This is a genomic window from Bacillota bacterium (assembly GCA_013178045.1).
Classification (GTDB): domain Bacteria; phylum Bacillota; class Ch66; order Ch66; family Ch66; genus Ch66.
Window position 1 is genome coordinate 12374 of the sequence record JABLXP010000002.1, and the last position, 22775, is coordinate 35148.

The 22775-nt window shown below is 53.6% G+C and carries 25 protein-coding genes and 2 pseudogenes; all 27 read left to right on the plus strand.

Going from position 1 to position 22775, the window contains the following annotated elements; genetic code table 11:
- The first annotated feature begins 14 nt into the window (after positions 1–14).
- Positions 15–1115, plus strand: coding sequence for a type IV pilus assembly protein PilM (gene pilM, locus HPY81_01775; protein ID NPV26190.1), 1101 nt, complete (start codon positions 15–17; stop codon positions 1113–1115).
- Positions 1112–1738: a hypothetical protein gene (locus HPY81_01780; protein ID NPV26191.1), complete on the plus strand. Its 627-nt coding sequence runs from the start codon at positions 1112–1114 to the stop codon at positions 1736–1738. The genes pilM (HPY81_01775) and HPY81_01780 overlap by 4 nt, the downstream gene beginning before the upstream one ends.
- A complete protein-coding gene (gene pilO, locus HPY81_01785; protein NPV26192.1) occupies positions 1735–2343 on the plus strand; it encodes a type 4a pilus biogenesis protein PilO in 609 nt (202 codons plus the stop codon). Before HPY81_01780 ends, pilO (HPY81_01785) begins: the two co-directional genes overlap by 4 nt.
- 130 nt (positions 2344–2473) lie before the next feature.
- Complete coding sequence (locus HPY81_01790) at positions 2474–4165, plus strand: type II/IV secretion system protein (protein NPV26193.1); 1692 nt, start codon at positions 2474–2476, stop codon at positions 4163–4165.
- Positions 4162–5397 carry a type II secretion system F family protein gene (locus HPY81_01795; protein ID NPV26194.1) on the plus strand — a complete coding sequence of 412 codons (1236 nt, stop codon included), beginning with the start codon at positions 4162–4164 and terminating at the stop codon, positions 5395–5397. Before HPY81_01790 ends, HPY81_01795 begins: the two co-directional genes overlap by 4 nt.
- Positions 5398–5412: 15 nt before the next feature.
- The gene (locus tag HPY81_01800; GenBank protein ID NPV26195.1) at positions 5413–5769 is read left to right on the plus strand and encodes a prepilin-type N-terminal cleavage/methylation domain-containing protein; all 357 of its coding nucleotides are present in this window, start codon (positions 5413–5415) and stop codon (positions 5767–5769) included.
- Positions 5770–5878: 109 nt separating this feature from the next.
- Positions 5879–6292 (plus strand): hypothetical protein, encoded by a 414-nt coding sequence (locus HPY81_01805; protein ID NPV26196.1) that lies wholly within the window; start codon positions 5879–5881, stop codon positions 6290–6292.
- The gene (locus tag HPY81_01810; GenBank protein ID NPV26197.1) at positions 6289–6783 is read left to right on the plus strand and encodes a prepilin-type N-terminal cleavage/methylation domain-containing protein; all 495 of its coding nucleotides are present in this window, start codon (positions 6289–6291) and stop codon (positions 6781–6783) included. The genes HPY81_01805 and HPY81_01810 overlap by 4 nt, the downstream gene beginning before the upstream one ends.
- A gap of 29 nt (positions 6784–6812) precedes the next feature.
- A complete protein-coding gene (locus tag HPY81_01815; protein NPV26198.1) occupies positions 6813–7904 on the plus strand; it encodes a hypothetical protein in 1092 nt (363 codons plus the stop codon).
- Positions 7905–7911: 7 nt separating this feature from the next.
- On the plus strand, positions 7912–8877 hold the full coding sequence (pilM, locus tag HPY81_01820; protein NPV26199.1) for a pilus assembly protein PilM: 966 nt from the start codon (positions 7912–7914) through the stop codon (positions 8875–8877).
- The gene (locus tag HPY81_01825; GenBank protein NPV26200.1) at positions 8878–9432 is read left to right on the plus strand and encodes a hypothetical protein; all 555 of its coding nucleotides are present in this window, start codon (positions 8878–8880) and stop codon (positions 9430–9432) included. It abuts the gene before it with no gap.
- Positions 9425–9961 carry a type 4a pilus biogenesis protein PilO gene (pilO, locus tag HPY81_01830; protein NPV26201.1) on the plus strand — a complete coding sequence of 179 codons (537 nt, stop codon included), beginning with the start codon at positions 9425–9427 and terminating at the stop codon, positions 9959–9961. The genes HPY81_01825 and pilO (HPY81_01830) overlap by 8 nt, the downstream gene beginning before the upstream one ends.
- A 224-nt stretch (positions 9962–10185) precedes the next feature.
- Entirely contained in the window at positions 10186–11571 is a 1386-nt protein-coding gene (locus HPY81_01835; protein NPV26202.1) for a TldD/PmbA family protein, read from the plus strand.
- 9 nt (positions 11572–11580) lie between these two features.
- Positions 11581–12930 (plus strand): TldD/PmbA family protein, encoded by a 1350-nt coding sequence (locus HPY81_01840; GenBank protein ID NPV26203.1) that lies wholly within the window; start codon positions 11581–11583, stop codon positions 12928–12930.
- Between the two features lie 60 nt (positions 12931–12990).
- On the plus strand, positions 12991–13461 hold the full coding sequence (aroQ, locus tag HPY81_01845; protein ID NPV26204.1) for a type II 3-dehydroquinate dehydratase: 471 nt from the start codon (positions 12991–12993) through the stop codon (positions 13459–13461).
- A gap of 1 nt (position 13462) precedes the next feature.
- Positions 13463–14521: pseudogene (locus HPY81_01850) on the plus strand (aminopeptidase P family protein).
- A 26-nt stretch (positions 14522–14547) separates the two neighbouring features.
- On the plus strand, positions 14548–15105 hold the full coding sequence (gene efp / locus HPY81_01855) for an elongation factor P (GenBank protein NPV26205.1): 558 nt from the start codon (positions 14548–14550) through the stop codon (positions 15103–15105).
- Positions 15106–15196: 91 nt separating this feature from the next.
- Positions 15197–15571, plus strand: a pseudogene (locus HPY81_01860) (AraC family transcriptional regulator).
- A gap of 204 nt (positions 15572–15775) precedes the next feature.
- A complete protein-coding gene (gene spoIIIAA / locus HPY81_01865; protein ID NPV26206.1) occupies positions 15776–16807 on the plus strand; it encodes a stage III sporulation protein AA in 1032 nt (343 codons plus the stop codon).
- A gap of 34 nt (positions 16808–16841) precedes the next feature.
- A complete protein-coding gene (gene spoIIIAB, locus HPY81_01870) occupies positions 16842–17360 on the plus strand; it encodes a stage III sporulation protein AB (protein NPV26207.1) in 519 nt (172 codons plus the stop codon).
- A gap of 24 nt (positions 17361–17384) precedes the next feature.
- Complete coding sequence (gene spoIIIAC, locus HPY81_01875; GenBank protein ID NPV26208.1) at positions 17385–17582, plus strand: stage III sporulation protein AC; 198 nt, start codon at positions 17385–17387, stop codon at positions 17580–17582.
- A 12-nt stretch (positions 17583–17594) separates the two neighbouring features.
- Complete coding sequence (spoIIIAD, locus tag HPY81_01880; protein NPV26209.1) at positions 17595–17981, plus strand: stage III sporulation protein AD; 387 nt, start codon at positions 17595–17597, stop codon at positions 17979–17981.
- Positions 17982–17993: 12 nt separating this feature from the next.
- Positions 17994–19178 carry a stage III sporulation protein AE gene (gene spoIIIAE / locus HPY81_01885; GenBank protein ID NPV26210.1) on the plus strand — a complete coding sequence of 395 codons (1185 nt, stop codon included), beginning with the start codon at positions 17994–17996 and terminating at the stop codon, positions 19176–19178.
- 8 nt (positions 19179–19186) lie between these two features.
- Positions 19187–19840, plus strand: a complete 654-nt coding sequence (gene spoIIIAF / locus HPY81_01890) for a stage III sporulation protein AF (protein NPV26211.1) — start codon at positions 19187–19189, stop codon at positions 19838–19840.
- A 24-nt stretch (positions 19841–19864) separates the two neighbouring features.
- Complete coding sequence (gene spoIIIAG, locus HPY81_01895; GenBank protein NPV26212.1) at positions 19865–20512, plus strand: stage III sporulation protein AG; 648 nt, start codon at positions 19865–19867, stop codon at positions 20510–20512.
- A 9-nt stretch (positions 20513–20521) separates the two neighbouring features.
- The gene (locus tag HPY81_01900; GenBank protein NPV26213.1) at positions 20522–21133 is read left to right on the plus strand and encodes a SpoIIIAH-like family protein; all 612 of its coding nucleotides are present in this window, start codon (positions 20522–20524) and stop codon (positions 21131–21133) included.
- 193 nt (positions 21134–21326) lie between these two features.
- Positions 21327–22664 carry a pyruvate/oxaloacetate carboxyltransferase gene (locus HPY81_01905; GenBank protein ID NPV26214.1) on the plus strand — a complete coding sequence of 446 codons (1338 nt, stop codon included), beginning with the start codon at positions 21327–21329 and terminating at the stop codon, positions 22662–22664.
- The last annotated feature ends 111 nt before the right edge of the window (positions 22665–22775 follow it).

Sequence of the window (22775 nt, forward strand, 5' to 3'; positions counted from 1 at the left end):
GGAGGACCAGCAGGATGTTTTTTGGACAAAGCTCAATTCTAGGTTTGGACATCGGGAGCAGTCAGATTAAAATCGTCGAGATCAAGAAAGGTCGTCGATGGCCTCGCCTGCTCAAGGTTGAGGTGGCGCCGACACCAGGGGGGGCGATTCTTGATGGCCAGATCGTGCAGCCGCGGGAACTCGCTGAACATTTGCGTCACCTGCTGGTTACGGCGGGAATTAAAACCAAGCGGGTGGTCGGATCAATCGGGGGGAAAAACGTTATCACCCGGCTGATCAAGGTGCCGGTGATGCCGACGAAGGAATTGCAGACGGCCTTGCGCTTCGAGGCGGAGAAATACATCCCGGTACCGATAAATGAGCTGATTCTTGATTACCTGGAGCTGGGTGAAGTTTTGGCCGAAGGGGTGCGGCAGAAACAGATCATGCTGGTGGCGGTGGCCCGGGCGGTGGTGGAGACCTACTGCCAGGTTTTGCTCGGGGCAGGGCTCCGACCGGTAGCGCTTGAAATTGAGCCCCTGGCGCTCTGGCGGTCTGTTGGCGGTATGGGTAAGTTCAGCAGCCCAGAGGCGACCCCGGACATCTTTTGTCTGGCCTGCCTGGACCTGGGAGCGACCATTACGAATCTGGTGATCTGCCGCAACAAACAGCTTCAGTTCAGCCGTGTGTTGTCCTGGGGAGGGAACACCATCACCGAAAACCTGATGCAGACATTTGGCTGGGACTTCACCCGGGCAGAAAATGAGAAGCGGTCAGGGCGAGTGGCCCAGCCCACCGGGTTAGCCGGGGATGAGGCGGTGCTGTCAACCCAAATTCGCGTAGCCATTGAAAATACCCTGTCTGACCTTGCCTACGAGGTGCGGCGTTCCCTGGACTATTACCGGGTGCAAGCCCGGGATGAAGGGGTGCAAAAGATCATTTTATGCGGCGGAACAGCCAGTCTGACTGGTCTGGATACGTACTTAGAAAGGGAATTGGGACTGCCAGTTAAAGTGGGAAATCCCTTGCTGTCATACGACGATGATCTGCCGATCCGACAGCGCAAAGAGGCCCAGAAGATCGCTCCAGCCACCGCGGTTGCGCTCGGTTTGGGGCTGCGTGAGGTGATCGGATGATGCCCCGCATTAACCTATTACCGGAACGGCTGCGCGGCGTTTACGAGTACGATTGGCGGCGGTCGCTCCGGCGGTTCCTGCTGGTCACCGTGGTGCTTATTTTCCTGGTCGGGGCGGGCGGCTTTTGTGTTTGGGCGGGAAGGCAAGTCCTGGACCAGACTGCTCAGTTAAACGCTGTCAATGCCAGGCTGCAGGCCCTGGCGCCGACGCTGGCGAAGATCGAGGCCCTGGAAAAGGACCGGGTGCAGACAGAAGAAAAAGTGACCTTTTTTCAAAAGTTGATGGACAACCGTCAGGTTTGGCCGAAGGTCCTCACTGAGGTCAAAACCAAGATGCCCCGGGAGATTTGGTTGACTGAAATTGCCCTGAATGATAAAGGGGTGCTTGAGATAAAGGGGTACGCGGCCTCGTTTACTTCTGTCGGCGAGTATCTGCTGAGCTTGTCGACCGGGCCGCTGGTGAATGAAGCGGCTTTGAAAATAGCGCAGGAAGAAACCTTGGACCAACGTCAGGTAGTCTACTTTGAGATTGTTTGCTCCCGGGTAGCTAATTTAACGGCTGATCAGGCTAAAACGGCGGCTGGTTCAATTCCGCCGAATGGGAGGGGGGCTGGACGGCCGTGACCAGATTCAAATTGGCCAAACGGGAAAAAATATTGCTTGGCCTCCTGCTGGTAGTAGCGGCGGGGGCTTTGGTTTACTGCTTCTGGCTGGGTGGTGCGGTGAACAAGTTTTTTTCGACTCGCCAGACCCTGGCTGCCCAGCAGGCCCAGCTGGCTCAGGCGGAGAAAATGGCGGCTGACCTGCCCTTATACGAAACGCAGAATCAAGCAGCCCACCGGAAGCTGCAGGCGCTGGTGGTAAATTTCCCTAACAAACTGGAGGCGGGGAAGGTTTTGCTCCGGTTGGAGGGCTGTGCCCGGCAAAACGGGGTCAGACTCCAGGTTTACCAGCCTCTGGCCAGTGTGGATAAGCAGGAGTATCTAGAGCTTCCCGTGCGCGTTGTCGTCGCCGGGACGTACAGCCAGATCGTAGGTTTTTTACGGACGATGGAAGGCTTGCCTAACCTGATGGGTATTCGCACCTTCAGCATTCAACCGGAGGTGCCGAAACAGGGAAGCGCGGCCAAAGCCCAAAGCAAAACCAGTCTGGGCGTGAAACCAACGGAGGCCCAACCACTGACCGCTGATATAACCGTTCTGTTCTACGGCACGGGCACGAAAAAATAAATCAAACTTGGCTTAAAGCGAGCCTTACCCCTTGTGGCAAGGCTTTTTTGTCAAATTTACAAAATTTTAACAGGGTATGGCAGGAATTTACAATATATTACGCGAATATAGAATCACTTTGGTGATAAAGATGAACGAACTGAGCAAGAAGTTACTGGGGCAGGTCCTATGTGAGACGGGCCTGATCACGGAAGGTCAACTGAAAGAAGCTCTGCGGGTACAAAAAAATACAGGTCAACAACTGGGCCGGCTATTAGTTCAGCTGGGTTACCTGAAAGAAAGCGACTTACTGAATACCCTTGAGCACTACCTGGGTATTTCCCAGATAAAATTGCCTAATAGTGAAATTGATCCCAATGTACCCCGACTGATTCCCCGGCACCTGGCTGAGCGCTATCTGGTGCTGCCGATCGAGCGAGTGGGTTCGCGTCTGACCCTGGCGATGGTCGAACCGATGAATGTGATGGCTATTGAGGACGTACGGCTGTGTACTGGGTTGGAAATTACTCCCGTCCTGGCGATGGAGAGTGAAATCATCGCGGCGATTGAGCAGCATTATGGCCCAGCTGATACTTTTTCTGAACTGCTGGCCGACGTGAAAACTGTTCCTTCTAGTGGCGATGAAGATATCCCGGCAGTGCGCCTGTTGGAACTGGTTCAGGAAGCGCCAGTCGTCCGGTTGGTCAACTGGATCATCGGGCAGGCCGTGAACCGGCGAGCGAGTGACCTCCATGTTGAACCCCAGGAGGCCGATATTCGGGTGCGTTATCGTACAGACGGTATTTTGTTTGAACTTCTGACTTTGCCCAAGCAGCACCAGGCGGCGGTGGTTTCGCGGCTGAAGATCATGGCGAATCTGGACATTGCTGAAAAAAGGCTGCCGCAGGATGGGCGCCTGCGGCATAGTATTGACGGCCGGGTTATTGACTGCCGGGTTTCGACTCTACCGACTATTTTTGGGGAGAAAGTAGTCCTGCGCATTCTGGATAAGAGTTTAGGATTGCTGAAAATCGGCGAATTGTCGTTTTTGCCGAATAATTTTCAACGATTTCTTGAACTAATCAACCGACCGCACGGCATTATTTTATTGACTGGCCCGACCGGGAGCGGAAAGACAACCACGTTGTATGCGATCTTGAACCACCTTAGTTCGACAGAAAAGAATATCGTGACGATTGAGGACCCGGTTGAATACACCCTGCCCGGGATCAATCAAGCGCAGGTTAATCAAAAGGCGGGGTTTTCTTTTGCCAATGGCCTGCGGTCGATCCTGCGACAGGACCCGGACGTGATCATGGTCGGTGAGATTCGGGACCGGGAAACTGCTGACCTAGCGGTGGAAGCGGCTTTGACCGGGCACCTGGTGCTCAGTACTTTACACGCCAACAGCGCGCCGGGAGCGGTGGTCCGGCTCCTGGAAATGGGGATTGAGCCTTTTCTCATCGCTTCAGCGATGCGCGGTGTAGTTAATCAACGCCTGGTGCGAACAATTTGTGGCGAATGTCGGGAACGACAGGAAATCTCGTCCGGGATCATCGAGAAATATAACCTGAATGCCGACGGCACTTTTTATCTGGGCCAGGGTTGTCCCTACTGTCAGGGTACGGGTTACCGTGGAAGGTTAGCTATTCAGGAAGTGCTGGTGATGAACCGCGATCTGCAGGATCTGGTAATCCGCAAGGCCAGTGAGGACCAGATTAATCAGGCGGCTATTGCGGCGGGGATGACTACGCTCTGGGAGGATGGACTTTGTAAGGCGGAGTTGGGACTAACTTCGCTGGCGGAAGTAATTAAAACCGTCCGGGGGATGCAAAGTACATGACACCTCGTTTCCGCTACTGCTTGCGTGACCAGTCGGGTCAGCTTATCCGGGGTTGTGTAGAGGCCGACGACCGCCTGAAGACGTTGCGGCGGTTACTGGAAAGTGGCTACGTAGTCACCGACCTGGTGGAAATCCCAATTAGTCCCTTGAAAGCATTTTTCGCAAGGCAATCGGGGTCATGGCATTGGTCTCCACTGGTTTCCGGTCGGGACGTGGCAGTGCTGTGTAGACAGTTGAGCACCCTGCTGCAGGCGGGTGTCCCGCTTCTTTCGGCCCTGGCCACCGTAGAAAAACAGACCGTGCATCGTCATCTGCGGCGGATCGTCATCGAGATCCGCCAGCGGGTTCACGACGGAGCGGAACTGAGTGAGGCTCTGGCCGGTTATCCGGCGGTTTTCCCCAGTTTCCTGGCCCAGATGGTGCGGGCCGGTGAAGTAACGGGGCGAGTGGACCAGGTGTTTGCGCAAGTGGCTCGCTACCTGGAGCGCAGCTTGAGAGTTAAACAGAAGCTGTTGACGGCCACAATTTATCCCGGGCTGCTTAGCCTGTTTGCCATATTGGTTGTGATTTTTCTCCTGACGGTAGTTATACCCAATTTTGCCAGCGTGTTTCATTCCGTTGGCGCGACATTACCCTGGCCAACCCGGTTGCTGATGCGACTGGGGGATTTAACTCGGACTTATCTGGCTATAATTGGCGGGGTTGGTTTGACGACTGGTTTATTCGCGGGTCTGCTCCGCAAGATATGTCCTCCCTTTCAACTTTGGTGGGATCAGATCTGGTTGCGGTTCCCACTGATCGGCTGGGTGAACCGTCAGCTGCTGGTCGCCAGGTTCTGTCAGCTGCTCCACCTGTTGATTGGGGCGGGGGTCGGCCTTTCAGTTGGCTTGCGGGTGGTGGCGGAAAGCGTTGGTAATCGGGCCGTTGCCCGGGAAATCAGGCGCCTGGAGGAGCGGATTGCGGCGGGAGAAGATTTGCGTCAACCCTTGAGTGAATCGGTGATTTTTCCCCCAATGGTGGCACAGCTGGCTGCAGTTGGGGAAGAGAGCGGGTCACTGGAGGAGATGTTCTCCCTGCTGGCGGCTTACTACGAAGGGGAGGCCGAGTACTGGCTTGAAAGCATGATTGGGCTGGTTGAACCAGGCTTGATTCTGCTCCTTTCGGTGGTGGTGGGGTTTGTGGCGATAAGCATGTTCTGGCCGATGTTTGAGGCCCTGGAGTTGATCCAATAGGAGGGGGGTGGTGTGATGAGTGAGGTGAGAACATTAGTTAAAAGCATATCAGGGTTCACCTTGGTGGAGATATTGGCGGTCGTGGTGGTGCTGACCATGCTCAGTGGTTTGATGCTGCCCAAGGTGTTCAAAGGGGTTGAGGAGTCCAAAGCAAAGGGCTGTTCGGCCAACGTCAAAATGCTGCAGGCCGAGGTGGATCGCTATTACCTGGATGTGGGGAGTTACCCTTCCTCCTTGACTGAACTGAAAAGCAGCAGCGCACCGGGATGGGCCGGCCCTTACATCGAGGAGGTACCCTCCTGCCCGGTGAAAAGCACGGCTACCTACTCAATTACTAATGGCAAAGTGTCCTGCAACCATGCTACCCAATAGTCAATAGTTTCGGCAATGCGGCGGAACGGAAAAAGCCGGTCTACGAGCACCCGGTTGACGAAGCAGGAATCCTGGAATGGAGATATTATTCCATGAAAGGAGGAACGGATTGGCGGTGAGAAACGCTCTTTTTCTGATTTTCAGCAGTCAACAGGGGCTGATTTTACTCGAGATTCTGGCCGCCTTACTGCTGATCGCCATCAGTTTCACCATGGTGTTAGGGTTGTTCGGTCCGATGTGGCGCAGCTATACCAGCGCGAAAAACATTACGGTAGCGACTAATGTTGCCCAGGGTATTGTTGATGGGTTAAAGCATAATCCTAATCGCCTGATTCCTGGCGTGTATGATTCGGTGGCGGAATTAAACCTGCCGGTGGTGGTTCCCGTCGGTTTTTCCGTCGAGGTGGAGATTTCTCCGAAGGCTGATGAACCTGGACTTTTTAAAGTGATCGTGACTGTTACCTGGCAAGAAAAAGAACGACCGCGGCAGGTGACGGTGATGAACTATCTGGCTCGACCATGAGGCGGATTAAATATAAGCAGTGGCATCAGTACGGTTACACCTTGCTTGAGGTTCTCGCCACGTTGAGTATTATCGTTATACTCTCCACGGGTATCGCGGGTCTATTTAGCAGTGTCGCCCGTACCTGGTGGACCGGCGCCAGTCAGGCCGAGGCGCAGTATGCGGCGCGTCTGGCCGTGGAACGATTGAGCAGCGAAATTCGGGCGGCCACAAAACTGGTGCTGGTTGAGAGTAATCGGTTGGTGTTAATTAACCCAGATGGAAATAAGATTGAGTTTATCTTGACCAACCACACCCTGTACCGCCGCTTTTATCGGCGAGAAAGTTCTCCTTATCCGGAGACCGCTCACCCGGTGACGGAATCGGTGGAAGAACTCAAATTTCAGCTGATTGACGGGGGGCTGGTGCAGATCCAGGTAACCGTGAAGGTTGGGCCATGGGAAAACAGGCTATCAACACAGACAATGGTGCGCGCTCAAGCCGTGCCTTGAGAAAGAGTCAAAGGTGTGAGGGCAACTTGATGGGGAACTTGAGCGGTAGGGTGGTAACCAGTGAAGGTGGATACGTTTTGGTTATAGCCCTTTTTGTTTTATCGCTGGTGTTTATCGTCGGATCGACGCTGCTATTTATCGCGCAGATGGAGGAAAGGATTGCCATAAATTACCAAAATCAGACCGTCTGTCTATACCTGGCGGAAGCCGGTTTAGAGCGGGTGCGACTGGCGATTAATCAGCAACCCTCCCTGCTTAATGCCGACAACGCCAGCCAGACGCCCGATTACACCTGGAATGAATCAGTGAGCGCCGGCGACTGGCTGGGACAAACGGAAGCGAAAGTGTTTTTCCCCAATAACCGGGGATTGATCGAGGTGATCGCGACTGGACGGTGTTCCCCAGGAATAAGGACGATCAAGGCGGAGATTCGTCCTCCCTTTGATTTTGCGGCTTTTGCCCGGGATAACTGGGTGGTGGACAGTCATACTCCAACGTCGATCACGATTAATGGCCACCTCCATGCCCCTTGTCCTTTAAGTTCACAGCTGCCGGAACTAATCACCATTAACTCCGGGATGGTGCGGTCGGGGTACTATTTTCCGGAACTGCGTTTGGATGATTTACGGCTGATGGCCCAGGTCAACGCTGACCTTTCCTGGGTCTATATTCCCGGTTCGGTTATGCTCAACGGGCGTGAACTGAGGCCAGGACACCATGTCTTTGTCGAAGGGAGTGCCGACGTGTCGGGTTTCCTTCCCGCCGGGGTCGTGATCGTGGCGACTGGTGGTCTCAATCTGACCGTAGAAAATGGCGGACCGGCCGGTCTGGTGGCCGGCGGAGAAACCCGGTTAAGTTGTCCTCCTGGTGGTCAGGTCAGCCTGGAGGCACTGCTGTATTCGTTAACGGAAGTTCACCTGGAGGCCCCGGAGGGAGCGGTGATTGAGATCAATGGAGCAGTGGTGGCCCCAAACCTGGAATTGACAACGCGAACTTCGGATACGGGTATCGGGGCGATAAAGCTTAATTTCGCATCTGCCGTGCTGCCACCGGTCGGTGAAGTCGTCAAATTCACCAACTACGGTGGTACGGTAGCGTCCTGGAGAGAAACCGTACAGTAAATGTGAGGTGGATACTATGAAGTGGTGGGGCAAGAAATATCGGGTAGGGCTTGATCTTGGTAGCTGCCAGATCAAGCTGGTGCAATTAAGGCGAGAGAAAAGAGGCTGGACGGTTGATTTGTACGGAATAAGACCTACACCAGCCGGAGCGATTAGCGGAGGAGTTATCCAACAAGTGTCGGTAATGGCGGCAGCGATTCGGGAAATGGTTAATAAACTCGGTGTGACAGAACGCCGGGTAGTGGTAGCCATTCCTGGACAGCAGATCTTGCTCCGGCATCCAATTCTCCCGCCAATGTCGAGACGAGAAACTCGCCGCGCTCTCAAACACTACGCAGAAGTCAATCTACCGATTCCTCTGGCCGAAGCGGTAATCGATTTTACTTATCTTGGTCATGTGCAAAATGAAACTGGAGCTAAAGATGAGTTTCTCCTGGTGGCCACCAGACGGCCGGTCCTGGATAGTCTGGTGCAAAGCATAACCGCAGCCGAACTGATGGCGGAGGCTGTAGAGGTTGAGCCTCTGGCTTTATACCGGGTTTTTAGGCAATGCCAACCAGACCCGAACACGGGCTTGACCTTGCTTAATCTAGGAGCGAGCGGCACTCAGGTCAGTTTTTTTACCGGTGACCGCTGGCGGTTTCACCGCAACCTGCCGTGGGGAACTAAGGAACTGGTAAATAGCGCACCCGGTCATGAAAAGATAAATGTTACGATGGTGGCCGAAGTTGCCCGGTCCTGGGAGTTCTGTCAGGGACTGCTGACCAGCACCCCTGTTCCACCGCTGGTGTTGATTGGGGGAGGCACCAGGTTGCCGGCTATCCGTCTAATTTTGGCTAATAACTTTACCGTGGTCGAGGATGGGCCGGAAGTACCAGGAGTCAATTTTCCTGAGGAAATTGGTGAATCGCGCTCTTCCTGGTTAGCCACTTATGGAGTAGCGCTGGGGCTGGCCTTGAGGGGTGTGAGTTGAGTGGCGGAGATTAATTTTCTGAAGGCAGCACGCCTGGAAACTGAACAGCAGCTCTGGTGGTTAAGTAGAAGGCTTTGGTTAATTATGGTGGCGGGCTTATTGATCTTATTAATCCTGATTGGTGGGCGTCAGATATTATTGTTCCACCGGTTGAAAATTGAACGCGCTGCCTGGCAGGCGAGAGTGGCATCGGTTGAGGGTTTGCTGGAGGAAGTAAATGCCCTCGAAAGTTTAATGGTCGAAACCTCAGTTAAGCAGGCCAGGATAAGTCAGCTTGCCCTGGAGCCAGGTATTCAGGTTAATGTTCTCCGCCAATTAGGTTCGGGTATACCGTCACCGGTAACCATCCAGCAAATCCATGGTTCAACCCGCGGCTTGACGGTCCAGGGCTACTGTGATGCTTACCGTTCCCTTGAACAGTTAGTCCAAAGCCTGAAGGTACGGGGGGTTTTCTCATCGGTTGAATTAATCACTGCCCGTCGCACTGCAGAAGGTCGCCTACAATTTGAGCTCTGGTGCGGCTTAGCTGGCGAAGGGAAGGGGAAAAATGAGTAAACCGGGATGCGTGGTCGCGGCGGTGATGGCTATTTTCGTCAGCGGTAGTTTCTGGTGGCTGCAGGATGCGTCGCGCCGGCTGCAGGGAGAACTCCAGGCGCTGCAATTTGCTTACGAGAAAGTCCAGCCATATCGACTGGATGGGACCAGACTGGCGCGAGAGCATAATCAGTTAATGGGAGAGCGGACGAAACTGGCGCAGCGGTTACCAGCCCAACCCCAGGTCAGTACGTTTTGCTGCGAACTGGAAACGGTAGCTCAGCAAACCGGGGTTGTTCTGCGAGAGGTCAAAGCCGAAAAGGCAACCGCGAGTGATGAGGCGGGGCGCGTTCCCCTGCGGGTGGGCTTCAGCGGGACGTTTCCCCAGTGTGTGCAGTGGTTGGATGGAGTGGCCAAGCTGAACCGTTTGAGCCGATTGGACGAAATTGACCTGAGTCTGGAGCTTGACGGCGAGCAAGTGCGTGGCGAGGCGAAGCTGATCATTTTTATGGAGGCGCGGCATACATCCCAGGAAAAAAGTAGACAATAAAATATTAGTAGGCTAATATATATATCGGTATTATTTGGTATGGAAAAACCTGATTAAAGAAAGCACATGCTGGAAGTCTTTTTTGTCGTCTTGGAAACTATGCTTAAACGCTTACTGTGGATAAGTTTCCTGGACGAAGGGATTATTAAGGGGTGTGCCCCTTAATGTTAATGTCGAACAAGAAAATTGACCACCCAAAATATGCCGGTAGGAGTGAAGTATGGTTGATCGCCAAAGATGACCTGCAGGAAGTTTTGACCATTGCCTTAGCCAATGGCGGCGATTTCGCCGATATTTTTGTCGAGCGCAAACGGACAACTGCTATCTTCTGTGAAGACAACAAGATTGAACGGGTGAATACCGGGTTGGATATCGGCGCAGGTATTCGTGTCTTGTCCGGGGAGAACACGGCTTATGCCTATACCAACAACCTCACCAGGGAAGACTTAAGCAATGCCGCCCGGATTGCCAGCCACGCGGCCACGGGTGAAAAGAAGGAAGTGAAGCTGGACCTGCGGAAGGCCAGGGTGGTTCCGCCGTTTGAGATCAAACAGCGGCCGGATGAAGTCATGATCGAAAAAAAAGTTGAACTGGTAGCCGAGGCGAACCGCGTGGCCCGGATGGTCGATGGCCGGATTAAACAGGTTGGCGTGTCCTATGGCGATGTCATTCAAGAGGTGGTGATCGCCAACAGTGAGGGCACGTATGTCGAGGATGAACGGATCCGCACGCGGTTTGTGGTCAATGCCGTGGCGGTCGAAGGAACATCTATCCAAACGGGTTACGAGGCCCTGGGCGGTCACATTGGGTTTGAGTTGTTTGACCATGACGCGACCCTTACTCTGGCGGAGACAGCTGCGAAGCGAGCGGTGATGCTGTTGTCGGCGAAACCGGCGCCAGCGGGGAAAATGGCTGTGGTTATGGCCGGCGAGGCCGGCGGGACCATGGTTCATGAGGCCTGCGGCCATGGCTTAGAGGCTGACCACATCCAAAAACAGTTATCGGTTTACGCCGGCAAATTGGGACAACCGGTGGCGGCTGATGTGGTCACGGTAATCGATGACGCTACTTTGCCTGGCCAATATGGTTCGTTACGCTTTGACGACGAAGGCACACCCGGTCAGAAAACAGTTTTGATCGACCGGGGGATTCTCAAGGACTTTATGTACGATCTGCTGACCTCAAGGAAAGAACAGCGCGAATCGACTGGCAACGGGCGGCGGGAATCATTTCACGATAAGCCGATTCCGCGCATGACCAACACCCTGATCGCGCCGGGTAAAACTGACCCGGAGAAGATCATCAAAGAAACGCAGAACGGGTTGCTGGTCAAAAAGATGGGTGGCGGCCAGGTCAACACCGTTAACGGAGACTTTGTCTTCGATGTGGCTGAGGGCTACCTTATTCAGGACGGCCAGATCGGAGCACCCGTCCGTGGGGCCACTCTCACCGGAAACGGCCCGGAGGTCTTACAAATTATCGATATGGTTGGCCAGGACCTGGGATTTACGATTGGGACGTGTGGCAAGGATGGTCAGGGGGTGCCAGTTTCAGACGCGCAGCCAACGATTCGGATTCCTGAACTGATCGTTGGCGGGATTCTGGACTAGGGAGTGAAGATAATGGACGGGCAGCAGTTTCAGATTATTGCCCAACAAGTGATCGAGAAGGCCCAGCAACGCGGGGCCTCAATGTCGGAAGCCTTTTTGGCCAGTTCTAAAGAACTGTTGATCGAAGTCAGCAACCAGGTGGTTGAAACTTTGAAAATGGCGGAAGAGCGCGGTCTAGGTGTGCGGATTTTCAAAGATGGGCGCATGGGATTTGCTTATACAGCCGACTTGAATCCCGCGCAGATTGACCAGATCATTGACGAAGCCCTGGCCAATTCACGCCAATCCACAGTCGATGACGGCAATGTTCTGCCCAAACCGGCGCCAAAATATCCGGCCCTTGACCTCTATGACCCGCAGATCAATTCGGTTCCAGTTGAGCACAAGATCGAGCTCACCAGACAGATCGAAAGGATTGGCCGGCAGTATGACCCCCGGGTCAAGATCACGGAAAAAGCCGGTTACGAAGACAGTGAATATTACGTTACCATCGTCAATTCTTACGGTCTGAACGTGTCCTACCGGGGCGCCTACTGCGGCGCATATTTGATGGTGGTGGCCGAGGAAAACGGGGATAACCAGACCGGCTTTGGGATGCAGTACCGGCGCAAGTTTCGGGACCTGAACGCCACGCAAATCGGCCAGGAGGCGGCTGAAAAAGCGGTGCGTATGCTGGGGGCCAAAAAGATCAACACGCAGAAGGTGCCGGTGGTTTTCGATCCGTACGTGGCAACCAACTTCCTGGGGATTTTAGCCCCGGCTTTGAGCGCTGAGGCTGTGCAAAAAGGCAAATCGTTGTTTGCGGGCAAGGTTAATCAATTGGTTGGTTCAGACAAAATTACCCTGATTGACGATGGCATGCTGCCTGATGGGATTGCCTCATCGCCTTTCGACGGCGAAGGCGTGCCAACGGCGCGCACTGTTTTAATTGAACGGGGACAGTTGAAGGGTTTTTTGCACAATACCTACACAGCGGCGAAAGACGGAGTAGTCTCGACGGGTAACGGGATGCGTAGCTCGTATAAGGGCACCCCGGAGATCGGGACGACTAACTTCTATATCCTTCCTGGTGAGCTTTCGGTAGAAGAACTGCTCAAGGACATCGCCAGCGGTCTGTACGTCACCGAAGTGATGGGGATGCACACCGCCAATCCGATCTCGGGTGATTTCTCGGTGGGAGCGGCCGGCCTGTGGATCGAGAATGGGCAACTGGCTTACCCGGTACGGGGAGTGGCTATTGCGGGTAATATCCTGGACCTCCTGGCGTCTATCGACGCCGTCGCCAGCGACCTGACGTTTTTCGGCGGTCGGGGCGCCCCAACATGCCGGGTGGCGAAAATGACGGTCAGTGGGTCGTAGAGCACACCCCGCTGACAAAATTGGCCAGACTATGGTAGAATACATTTTGAGGTGACTGATGTGCCGAGGGTTCTGGTAATACATGGCCCCAACCTTAATCTGCTGGGGACCCGCGAAACCCATGTTTATGGTCAAATCACTTTGGCTGAGCTTAATCAGGTTCTAGTCAAGGTGGCCAAAAAGCATGGGCTTGAGCTGGAGATATTTCAGTCAAATCACGAGGGCGAATTGATCGATACCATTCATGCCGCCCGTGGGCGAATTGACCTGATCATCATCAACCCTGGGGCGCTGACGCACTACAGCCTGGCCCTGCGCGACGCGCTAAGCGCCGTCAGTCTACCGGCGATTGAGGTGCATTTGTCTAACATTTACGCCCGGGAGGAGTTCCGGCACCGTTCGGTCATTGCCCCGGTGGTTTTGGGTCAGATCAGCGGTTTGGGCCAGTTGAGTTACGAACTGGCTTTGGTGGCAGCAGCGAAATATTTAGAACGCACCGCGGGAGGTGAGCCGCCTGTCGACGACCCATAACCGACTGACACGGTTGCGTGAACTGCTGCAGCCGGCGGCTTTGGATGCCCTGCTGGTGATGCGGCCGGAAAACAGGGTGTATCTCAGCGGTTTTACCGGCTCGGATGGGGCCCTGCTGGTGACCAGCGATAAGGCGTTTGTCATCACTGATTTTCGCTACACCGAGCAGGCCCAGCTGGAGACGGAAGGCTGGCTGGTTATCCAGCACAATGGTCCGCTCGTAGAGATCATCGCGGCTCTGGCCGCGGAAGAAAAAATTGAACAACTCGGGTTTGAACCCGATTATGTTACATATCAGCAGTATACCGAGTATACGGAGAGGATGAGGGGCGTCCAACTCCGGGCCAGCGCGGGTCTGGTAGAAAGGCTCCGCTTAGTCAAGGAACCAATGGAAATTGACCTGATCCGGGCGGCGGCCAATCTGGCTGACCGTGCCTTCACCCGAATCCTCTCGTTAGTCAAGCCCGGGGTACGGGAACTGGATCTGGCGGTAGAACTGGAATACCTGATGCGCCGGGAGGGGGCCGCGGGGATGGCTTTTGAAACAATTGTGGCATCGGGTCCGCGCTCTTCACTACCGCACGGAACCGCAACCAATCGCCAGCTTAATGCCGGTGATTTCGTGACGTTTGATTTTGGTGCGGTATACCGTGGATACTGTTCAGACTGTACCCGGACGGTAGTGGTTGGTGAGCCGAGTCGCAAGCAGCGCGAAATCTACGCCATCGTGCGTGAGGCGCAGGCAGCCGGGGTAAGGGCAATCCGGCCGGGCGTACGGGCGAACGAAGTTGACCGGGTGGCCCGGGCGATTATCGAAGACCACGGTTATGGACAGTATTTTGGCCACTCGCTGGGGCACGGCGTGGGCAAAGTTGTGCACGAAGAACCGCGTCTGGCGGCCAAAGATGAGACAGTCCTGGCGTCAGGCATGGTGTTAACCGTTGAGCCAGGGATTTACTTGCCTGGGTGGGGCGGGGTACGAATCGAGGACCTGGTGGTGGTTCGCGAGCAGGGAGCCGAGGTCATCACCCAGTTGACTAAAGAACTCATCATGGTTTAAACGTTGAGGGGGGGCAAAAAGAACAAATGATTTCAACCAACGATTTTCGCACCGGTCTAACCATTGAACTTGAGGGAGAGGTCTGGGTGGTCACGGACTTCCAGCACGTGAAACCAGGCAAAGGAGCGGCTTTTGTTCGCTCTAAGTTGAAGAACGTCAAAACCGGCGCTGTCGTGGAAAAAACCTTCCGCGCGGGTGAAAAACTCCCGCGGGCCCGCCTGGATCGGCGAGAGATGCAGTACCTCTACAATGACGGCGAAAACTACGTCTTTATGGACAACGAGAACTATGAACAGATCACCATGGATAAGAAGCAGCTGGAGGACGCTATCAAGTACCTTAAAGAGAACATGACCCTGTACGTCCTGTTTTTCCAGGGGACAATTATCGGGGTTGAGCTGCCCAACTTTGTTGAGCTGGAAGTGGTAGAGACGGAGCCGGGAATTAAGGGTGATACGGCTTCGGGGGGCTCGAAACCAGCGGTCCTAGAAACTGGCGCGGTGGTCCAGGTGCCCTTCTTTATCAACGTCGGCGACAAGCTGCGGATTGATACCCGTACTGGACTGTACATCGAACGGGCGTAATTTTTCTGTGTTTAATTCTCCTTTGGTAGAGGCATAATAATTTTAGCTACATTGCTGCCTGACGAAAGTACTACCAAAGGGGGTTTAAATTGTGCATGAGTTAAAAGAGAAGGTGGCTTACCTCCAGGGCCTGTCTAAGGGGCTTGAGCTCAGCCCGGCTACCAAGGAAGGACAAATCCTCACCAACATGATCGATGTATTGGAAGATGTGGTGAGCAGTCTCGATCACCTTTGGGAGGCCCACCATGAACTGGAAAATTACATCGAAAGCATTGATGAGGATCTCTACGACCTGGAGACTGGTGGCGCTGACCTGGACGATGAGGAGGAATACATTGAAGTGGAATGTCCGCGGTGCCACGACGTGGTCTACTTTGAGGCTGATATTGTGGAGGATGACGATGTGATTGAAGTCACCTGCCCCAACTGCGATGAGGTCGTGTTCGTCAATGACGGTTCATTTGACTTTAACCACGCGGTCATCGATAACGAGGTTGAGGACCGGGTTAAGCGGACTGTTGACATCTAGAAATTGTTAAAACGCAATGAAAATAAGATTAATGGTTTTAGCGCGGAGAGGTTAGGAAAAGCCTCTCTTTTGTTTTCATTTGGCATAAAACTGGTATACCAACAATATCTATATAAGAGAAGATAAGGGAGGGGGCAATCGATGAGCATCGGACTATTCACCAGTTCTTCCCAGACAATCCGCTCGGTTAAAGCAAAAATTTTTCTCTCCCGGTTTCAGGAACAGGTCTTGAGCATGCTGGCGCCAGAAATTCGCCAGCTCGTGGGACAACTTCCAGAGCGGGTAGTGGACGAACTGGAGGAGATTCGCTTGCGCCAGTCCCGTCCCCTGATCCTGCGCGTTGGTCAGCATGACCTGGGGCTGTTGCCGGACGGTCGGCTAAGCCCTGATCTTGAGCGCAGTTACCGCGTGAGCGCGGAGGATATGCACAAAACTTTGCAACTGCTCAGCAACAGTTCGGTGTATGCCCTGGAAGAGGAGTTCCGTAATGGCTATATTACCGTCCGCGGTGGACACCGCATTGGTTTGGTTGGTCGCGTGGTGATGGATAAAGGTAGGATTAAAACTCTCAAACATATCGCCGGCCTAAACTTTCGGATTGCCCGTCAGGTGATCGGGGCAGCTGACCCGGTGATGCCATTTTTACTTTCCCCAGGTGAGGCCAGACCATATCATACCCTGATTATTTCACCCCCGCAGTGCGGCAAGACGACTCTGTTGCGAGACATCATCCGGCAGATGAGCAATGGAGTGCCGCGGCTAAATTTCCCGGGGGTAAATGTTGCCGTAGTGGATGAGCGGTCGGAAATCGCGGGCTGCTATGAAGGTGTGCCGCAGCATGATGTGGGGATACGGACAGATGTGCTGGATAACTGTCCGAAGGCGGAGGGGATGGTGATGGTCATTCGGTCCATGTCCCCCCAGATAATCGCCACCGATGAAATCGGCCGGGCGCAGGATGTCTCAGCCATCGAAGACATTTTGAGCGCGGGAATTACCCTGGTGACGACTGTTCACGGGAGGAGTTTGGCTGAACTAGAACAGCGCCCTGCCCTGCGTTCGCTCCTGGGCCAGCGGATTTTTGAACGCTATGTTATTCTCAGCCGGCGGCGGGGTGCCGGCACGGTGGAAGCGGTTATTGATGCGAAATCGCTGAAAACCTTATCTGGATAACGCTTGACCGATTGTGAGAAAGGGGGTGATGGCTTTGCTGAAGGTGTTGGGAGCAGCCCTGGTGGTGGTGGCGAGCGGAATGATCGGGCTGACCATTTCCAGAGAATATCAACAACGCCCGGGGCAGCTCAGAGATTTACAGGCGGCGTTACAGCTCCTGGACACGGAGATCGGTTATGCATCCACACCACTGCCGGACGCGGTTGTCAAGGTGGGAAAGTGTGTGGGACCACCAGTCGCCGGTCTGTTTTCTGAAGTTGCCCAACTGCTCAGAACCCGTAAGGGTTATACCGCCACCGAAGCATGGCAGGAGGCACTGAAAAAGCTTCAACTTAATTCTGCTCTGCGGCCGGCCGATCTGGAGATTTTGTTTACTTTTGGCCATACCCTGGGAGGAACGAACAAGGAGGAACAGCGGAAAAGCATCCAGCTGGCTTACCAGCAATTGAAGCAACAACAAGGGCAGGCCGAAGAAGAGCGCGCAAGAAACGAGACGCTTTGGCGGTATGCGGGATTTTTGGTCGGGATGCTGCTAGTCATTCTCATTTATTAGCTTACTGGTGAAAGGAGAAAAGAAATGAACACCGATCTCATTTTTAAAATCGCGGGACTGGGGATCTTGATTTCTGTCCTGAACATCGTGCTCAAGCAGGCGAACAAAGAGGAACAGGCCCAAATGCTTACCCTGGCCGGCGTGGTCGTGGTATTGATCATGGTTGTTCAATTGATCACTCAATTGTTTACCATGGTCAAGTCTGTTTTTAACCTCTATTAAGGGGTGGGGCCTTTGGAAATCCTGCAGATTGTTGGTCTGGCTTTAGTTGTCACCATTTTGACTGTTCTCCTTCGCCAGCAACGGCCGGAACTGGCGGTCCAGATTAGCATTGCCTTTGGCGCTCTGGTCTTCATCTTGATGATTGGCAAAATTTCCGCCGTGGTTGATGTTATGTCGGAATTGACCGAGCGGGCCAACGTCAATGTTTTCTATATATCTACTATTTTAAAGATTATTGGCGTCGCCTATATTGCTGAATTCGGCGCCCAGGTCTGCCGGGATGCCGGGGAAGGTGCGGTAGCGGCTAAGGTAGAGTTTGCGGCCAAAATTATTGTGATGATGCTGGCTGTCCCGATTATCGTGGCGATTCTGGAGTCTCTGATCCGGCTGCTACCATAAGGTGAGTGATTTATGAAAAAGATTTTTTTATTGCTTTTCCTTTTTTCCCTCTGGGCTTGGCCATCCAGCGGTCTGGCTTTAACGGCCGATAGTCAGCCGGCGGCTTCGGCCCAGATCCTGGAGCAGCAAATCCAGAAATTAGATTTTTCCCAGGTGGAAAAAGTTATCAACGAAATCGACCGCGAGATGGGTAATTATTTGCCTAAGTTCAGTTTCCGCCAAATGATTGATGACTTGAAAAACGGTCGATTCAGTTGGGACTTGAAAACTGTTCTCGCTGGGATTGGCAAATATTTTATCGAGGAGCTGATTGCTAATTCCGCTTTGCTGGGTAAGTTGGTTGTCCTGGCGGTAGTGTGTGCCGTCCTACAAAACCTACAAAGCGCTTTTGATAAAGGAACCACGGGGAAGTTTGCTCACGCCGCCTGCTATTTAGTGTTGTTTACCATCGCTCTGGGTTCCTTCAGCCTAGCGGTCGGGATCGGTCGTGAAGCGATTGACCGCATGGTCGGCTTCGTGTTGGCATTGCTACCGATTCTTCTGACCCTGCTGGTGGCTGTGGGGGGGATGACCTCAGCGGCGGTGTTTCACCCGTTTATCATGGGTTCCCTTAGCGTCATCAGCGTCATCCTCAAGAACGTCATCTTTCCCTTGATCTTTTTTGGCGCAATTTTGAGTATTGTCAGCCAGTTATCAGAAAGGTTCAAGGTTTCCCGGCTGGCCGGCCTGTTTAAAGAACTCAGTGTCATCTGTATTGGGCTGATGTTAACGATTTTCATCGGGATCCTTACTATTCAAGGGGCAATCGGCTCAGTGGCTGACAGTGTGACCTTACGAACAGCCAAGTTCGCGACTGACACCTTTGTGCCAGTAGTCGGGGGGATATTTTCTGATGCGCTGGAAACGGTTGTCAGTTACTCTTTGCTGCTGAAAAATGCGGTTGGGATTGTGGGACTGGTCATTATTTTTCTTCTCTGCACCTTCCCCGTGCTTAAGATTTTCGCCATTACCCTGGTGTATAAAATTGCGGCCGCGCTGGTTCAGCCGCTGGGTGATGCGCAGATTGCGGAGGCTCTGGAAACCATGGGCAGTTACCTGGTCCTGGTGTTTGCTGTAGTGTCCGGGGTTGGACTGATGTTTTTCGTGGCCATCACGATCATCATCGGCACGGCGAACCTGACGGTGATGTTAAGGTAGGTGAAGACATGGAGGTAATTCGGGATCTGGTTCGAGAAATTGCGATCATCGTGTTGCTGGCCAGTTTCCTGGAAATGCTGTTGCCGAACAGCAACATGAAGAGCTTTGTCAAGGTGGTGATGGGGCTTTTCGTAATTGTGACGGTCCTGGGGCCGGTTGGCTCCCTCCTGAAGCGGCCGGTGGCGTTTGAAGTGAATGCCTGGCGGTACCATGAACAGGACTTTGGCCAATCCTGGCAGACAATCATGACCAGGGCGGAGTCTTTTCGCCGGGAGACGCAAACCACAGCGGTTCGAGAATATGAAAAGCGCCTGGCCCAACAGGTTGAAGCCGTGGCCAGGCTTGTGCGCGGGATAGACCAGGTAGAGGCCCGGGTTAATGTTTGCTGTGACCAGAAAACTGGCCGGTACGGCGCGATTGAGCACATCGTTTTACTGGTCAGTGCTGGTGCCAGGGAGAATCAGCTGGCAAAAAACCAGCCGGGCCGGGGACTGGTGGAACCGGTGGAGATTCAAGTCAGCCAGGGGGCAGGAGGCCAGCCAGAGCCGCCCAAACAGCCGCCGGCCTTCGCTGTCCAGGGGGCATTAAAAACGCAGTTACAGCAGACGGTGGCCAATTTCTACGGCCTGAAGCTCGAACAAATCGAGGTGATCTTTAAATAAAATAACTTACGGAGGTGAAGGTAATTGCTTAAACTACCCAACCTGGTGGAATTGTTGAAAGGTGGAACAGAACGTGGTGGACCCTGGTGCAAAACGAGCCAGCCAGCCAGATCTTCCCTAACTCCTTTCGTCTTAATTGGCGTCCTGGGCCTGCTGCTGATTCTGGTGGCCAACACGTGGCCGAAAAACGAAGCTACTCCGGCGCCAGCCCAACCCGTATCACCAGCCAAAACTCAGGTCAAGTCAACACCCACATCAGATGTGGCCTCGCTGGAAAATTGGCTGGAGCTGCGTTTGAGCCAGGTCCTGCAGCAGATCGATGGTATTGGCGATGTCTCGGTTTCCGTCACCCTGGCTTCGGGGCCGGAATACCAGTATGCGGTTAACCAGAAAACTGACAAGCGGGAGATCACGGAAAAGGATGAACGGGGAGGCACCCGGACCACGACGGAACGCAATGAAGACGGCCAACTGGTCCTGGTGCAGCAGGTAGATACCGGGAAACAGCAGCCGCTGGTGGTGAAGGAAATGCGGCCGTTGATCAAGGGTGTGCTGGTGGTGGCAACGGGTGCCAGAGACGCCCGCGTGCGGGAGGAGTTGACTCATGCCGTGCAAACGGTGCTGGATATACCAGCCTACAAAATTAAGATTTTGCCGAAAAAAGAAAGGTAGGTGGACACTATGTCAACCCTGGTGATCCGGAAACAATCGATCAAACTTTTTCTCCTGTCTTTAGCCGGTCTCCTTTTCATCTATCTGGGTTATCAGCACATCTATGTTACTCTGCCCGCGTGGAGCATTACGAACAAGCCCGCGGGTCAACCAAACCCGGTACCGCCGCCGGCCACCACCCCGCCTACCTCGGTTGGTGGGAGTATTGCTTCAGCGGGACAGCCGGCTGATATTCCGGTGGCGGCGGTCGGGGTGAGTGCCAAGAATAACGGGCCGGAGTTTTTTGCCGAATACCGGCTGGAGCGCGACCGGATCCGTAGCCAGCAGGTGGAAATCCTGCGGGAGGTGATCAACAACCCCAGTTCAACCACGGAAAACCGCCGGGACGCTCAGCAGAAAATGATTAATCTCACCAATTCGCTGCAAAAGGAAATGGAACTGGAGAACCTGCTCATGGCCAAAGGATTTCGGGATGCGGTGGCCATGTTGCAGCCGAATAACGTTACCGTGGTGGTTCTGGCGAAAAGTCTAACCCCGGAAGAGGTGACCAGAATCTCTGACCTGGTTTGTCGGACAACCAGTTGCAAACCAGAGCAGGTTGTCATCATCCCCAAGGGTTAAGGCAAAATATTGTATACCTGGGAAGTTATTGTTGCCATTTAGAGCGGAAATAAATATAATATATATTAATTATCAGTGGCGAGGATTATGTATAATCCAGCCTTCGGCTCAGGCTGTACCAGTTAATAGCCTGAGTTTCCTTATCCTGGAAGTATCTTTCCAGGTGCGAATTGCTGTAAAAGGGGGAGCAGAAATGAAAGCTTTAAAGATCACCGATACCACTTTGCGGGACGGACACCAGAGTTTGTGGGCAACCCGGATGAAAATCGAGGAAATGCTGCCAATCCTGGAAAAGATCGACGCGGTGGGTTATCATTCCCTGGAGGTCTGGGGCGGGGCGACTTTTGACGTGTGCCTGCGCTTTTTGAATGAAGACCCGTGGGAGAGACTGCGCACAATCAAGAAGCACGTCAAGAAGACCCCGTTGCAAATGCTGCTGCGGGGGCAGTCGCTGGTAGGATATTCCCATTACCCGGATGACATTGTCGAACGTTTTGTGGCTAAAGCGGCGGAGAACGGCATCGACATTTTCCGTATTTTTGACGCGCTCAACGATATCCGGAACCTGCAAAAGGCTATGGAGTGCGCGAAGAAGACGGGGAAACACGTGCAGGCTTCGGTTGTCTATACCATCAGTCCGGTCCACACCCTTGATCACTATGAGGAAACGGCGTTAAAGCTGCAGGACCTGGGCGCCGATTCAATCTGTATAAAGGACATGGCGGGTTTGCTGGCGCCGTTTGCTGCTTACGAGTTGATCAAAGCCTTGAAAGAAAAGCTCAGCATCCCCGTGCAATTACATACCCATTATGTTGGTGGAATGGCGATTGCAACCTATGTTAAGGCGGCGGAAGCAGGTGTTGATGTTGTTGACACCGCCTCGGTTCCTTTGGCATTTGGTTCTTCTCAACCGCCAGTGGAGACGGTGGTCCGGGTGATGCAGGACAGTGGTCGCGATACTGGCTTGAATTTCACCCAACTCTTCGAGATCGCTAACTACTTTGACGAGGTCCGCAAACAGCGAGGTTTTGACCGCGGGACAACACGGATCTCGGATATGCAGGTGTTCGAACACCAGGTGCCGGGGGGCATGATCTCCAATCTGGTTTCGCAGTTAGAAGAACAGAAGGCCTTACATCGCCTGAACGAGGTGTTGGCGGAAATTCCGCGGGTGCGTGCAGACCTTGGTTTTCCGCCGCTAGTGACGCCAACCAGCCAGTTGGTTGGGACCCAGGCGGTAGTCAATGTCTTGATGGGTGCCCGTTACAAGATGATCATTGGGGAAGTGCGGAAATACGTGCAGGGTTACTATGGTAAGGTGCCTGGCGTTATTAATGAAGAACTCAAAAAGAAGATCTTGAAGAATCATCCTGCGATTGAGTGCCGGCCAGCAGATTTGCTGGAACCCAAGTGGGAGCAGATGAAAGCCGAAATTGGCGACCTGGCCAAGAGCGAGGAAGACGTCCTTTCGTATGCCCTTTTCCCGCTGGTAGCCAGGAAATTCTTCGAAGATCGAGCGGCGGCCAGGTAGTCCACAAGTAGGGAGAAACAATACAAACAATCAATTGTGCAGGACCGGTGATCGCCGGTCCTTTTTTTGTTGACTTATATATTTTGTGTACCTATATATTTCGCCCAGTAT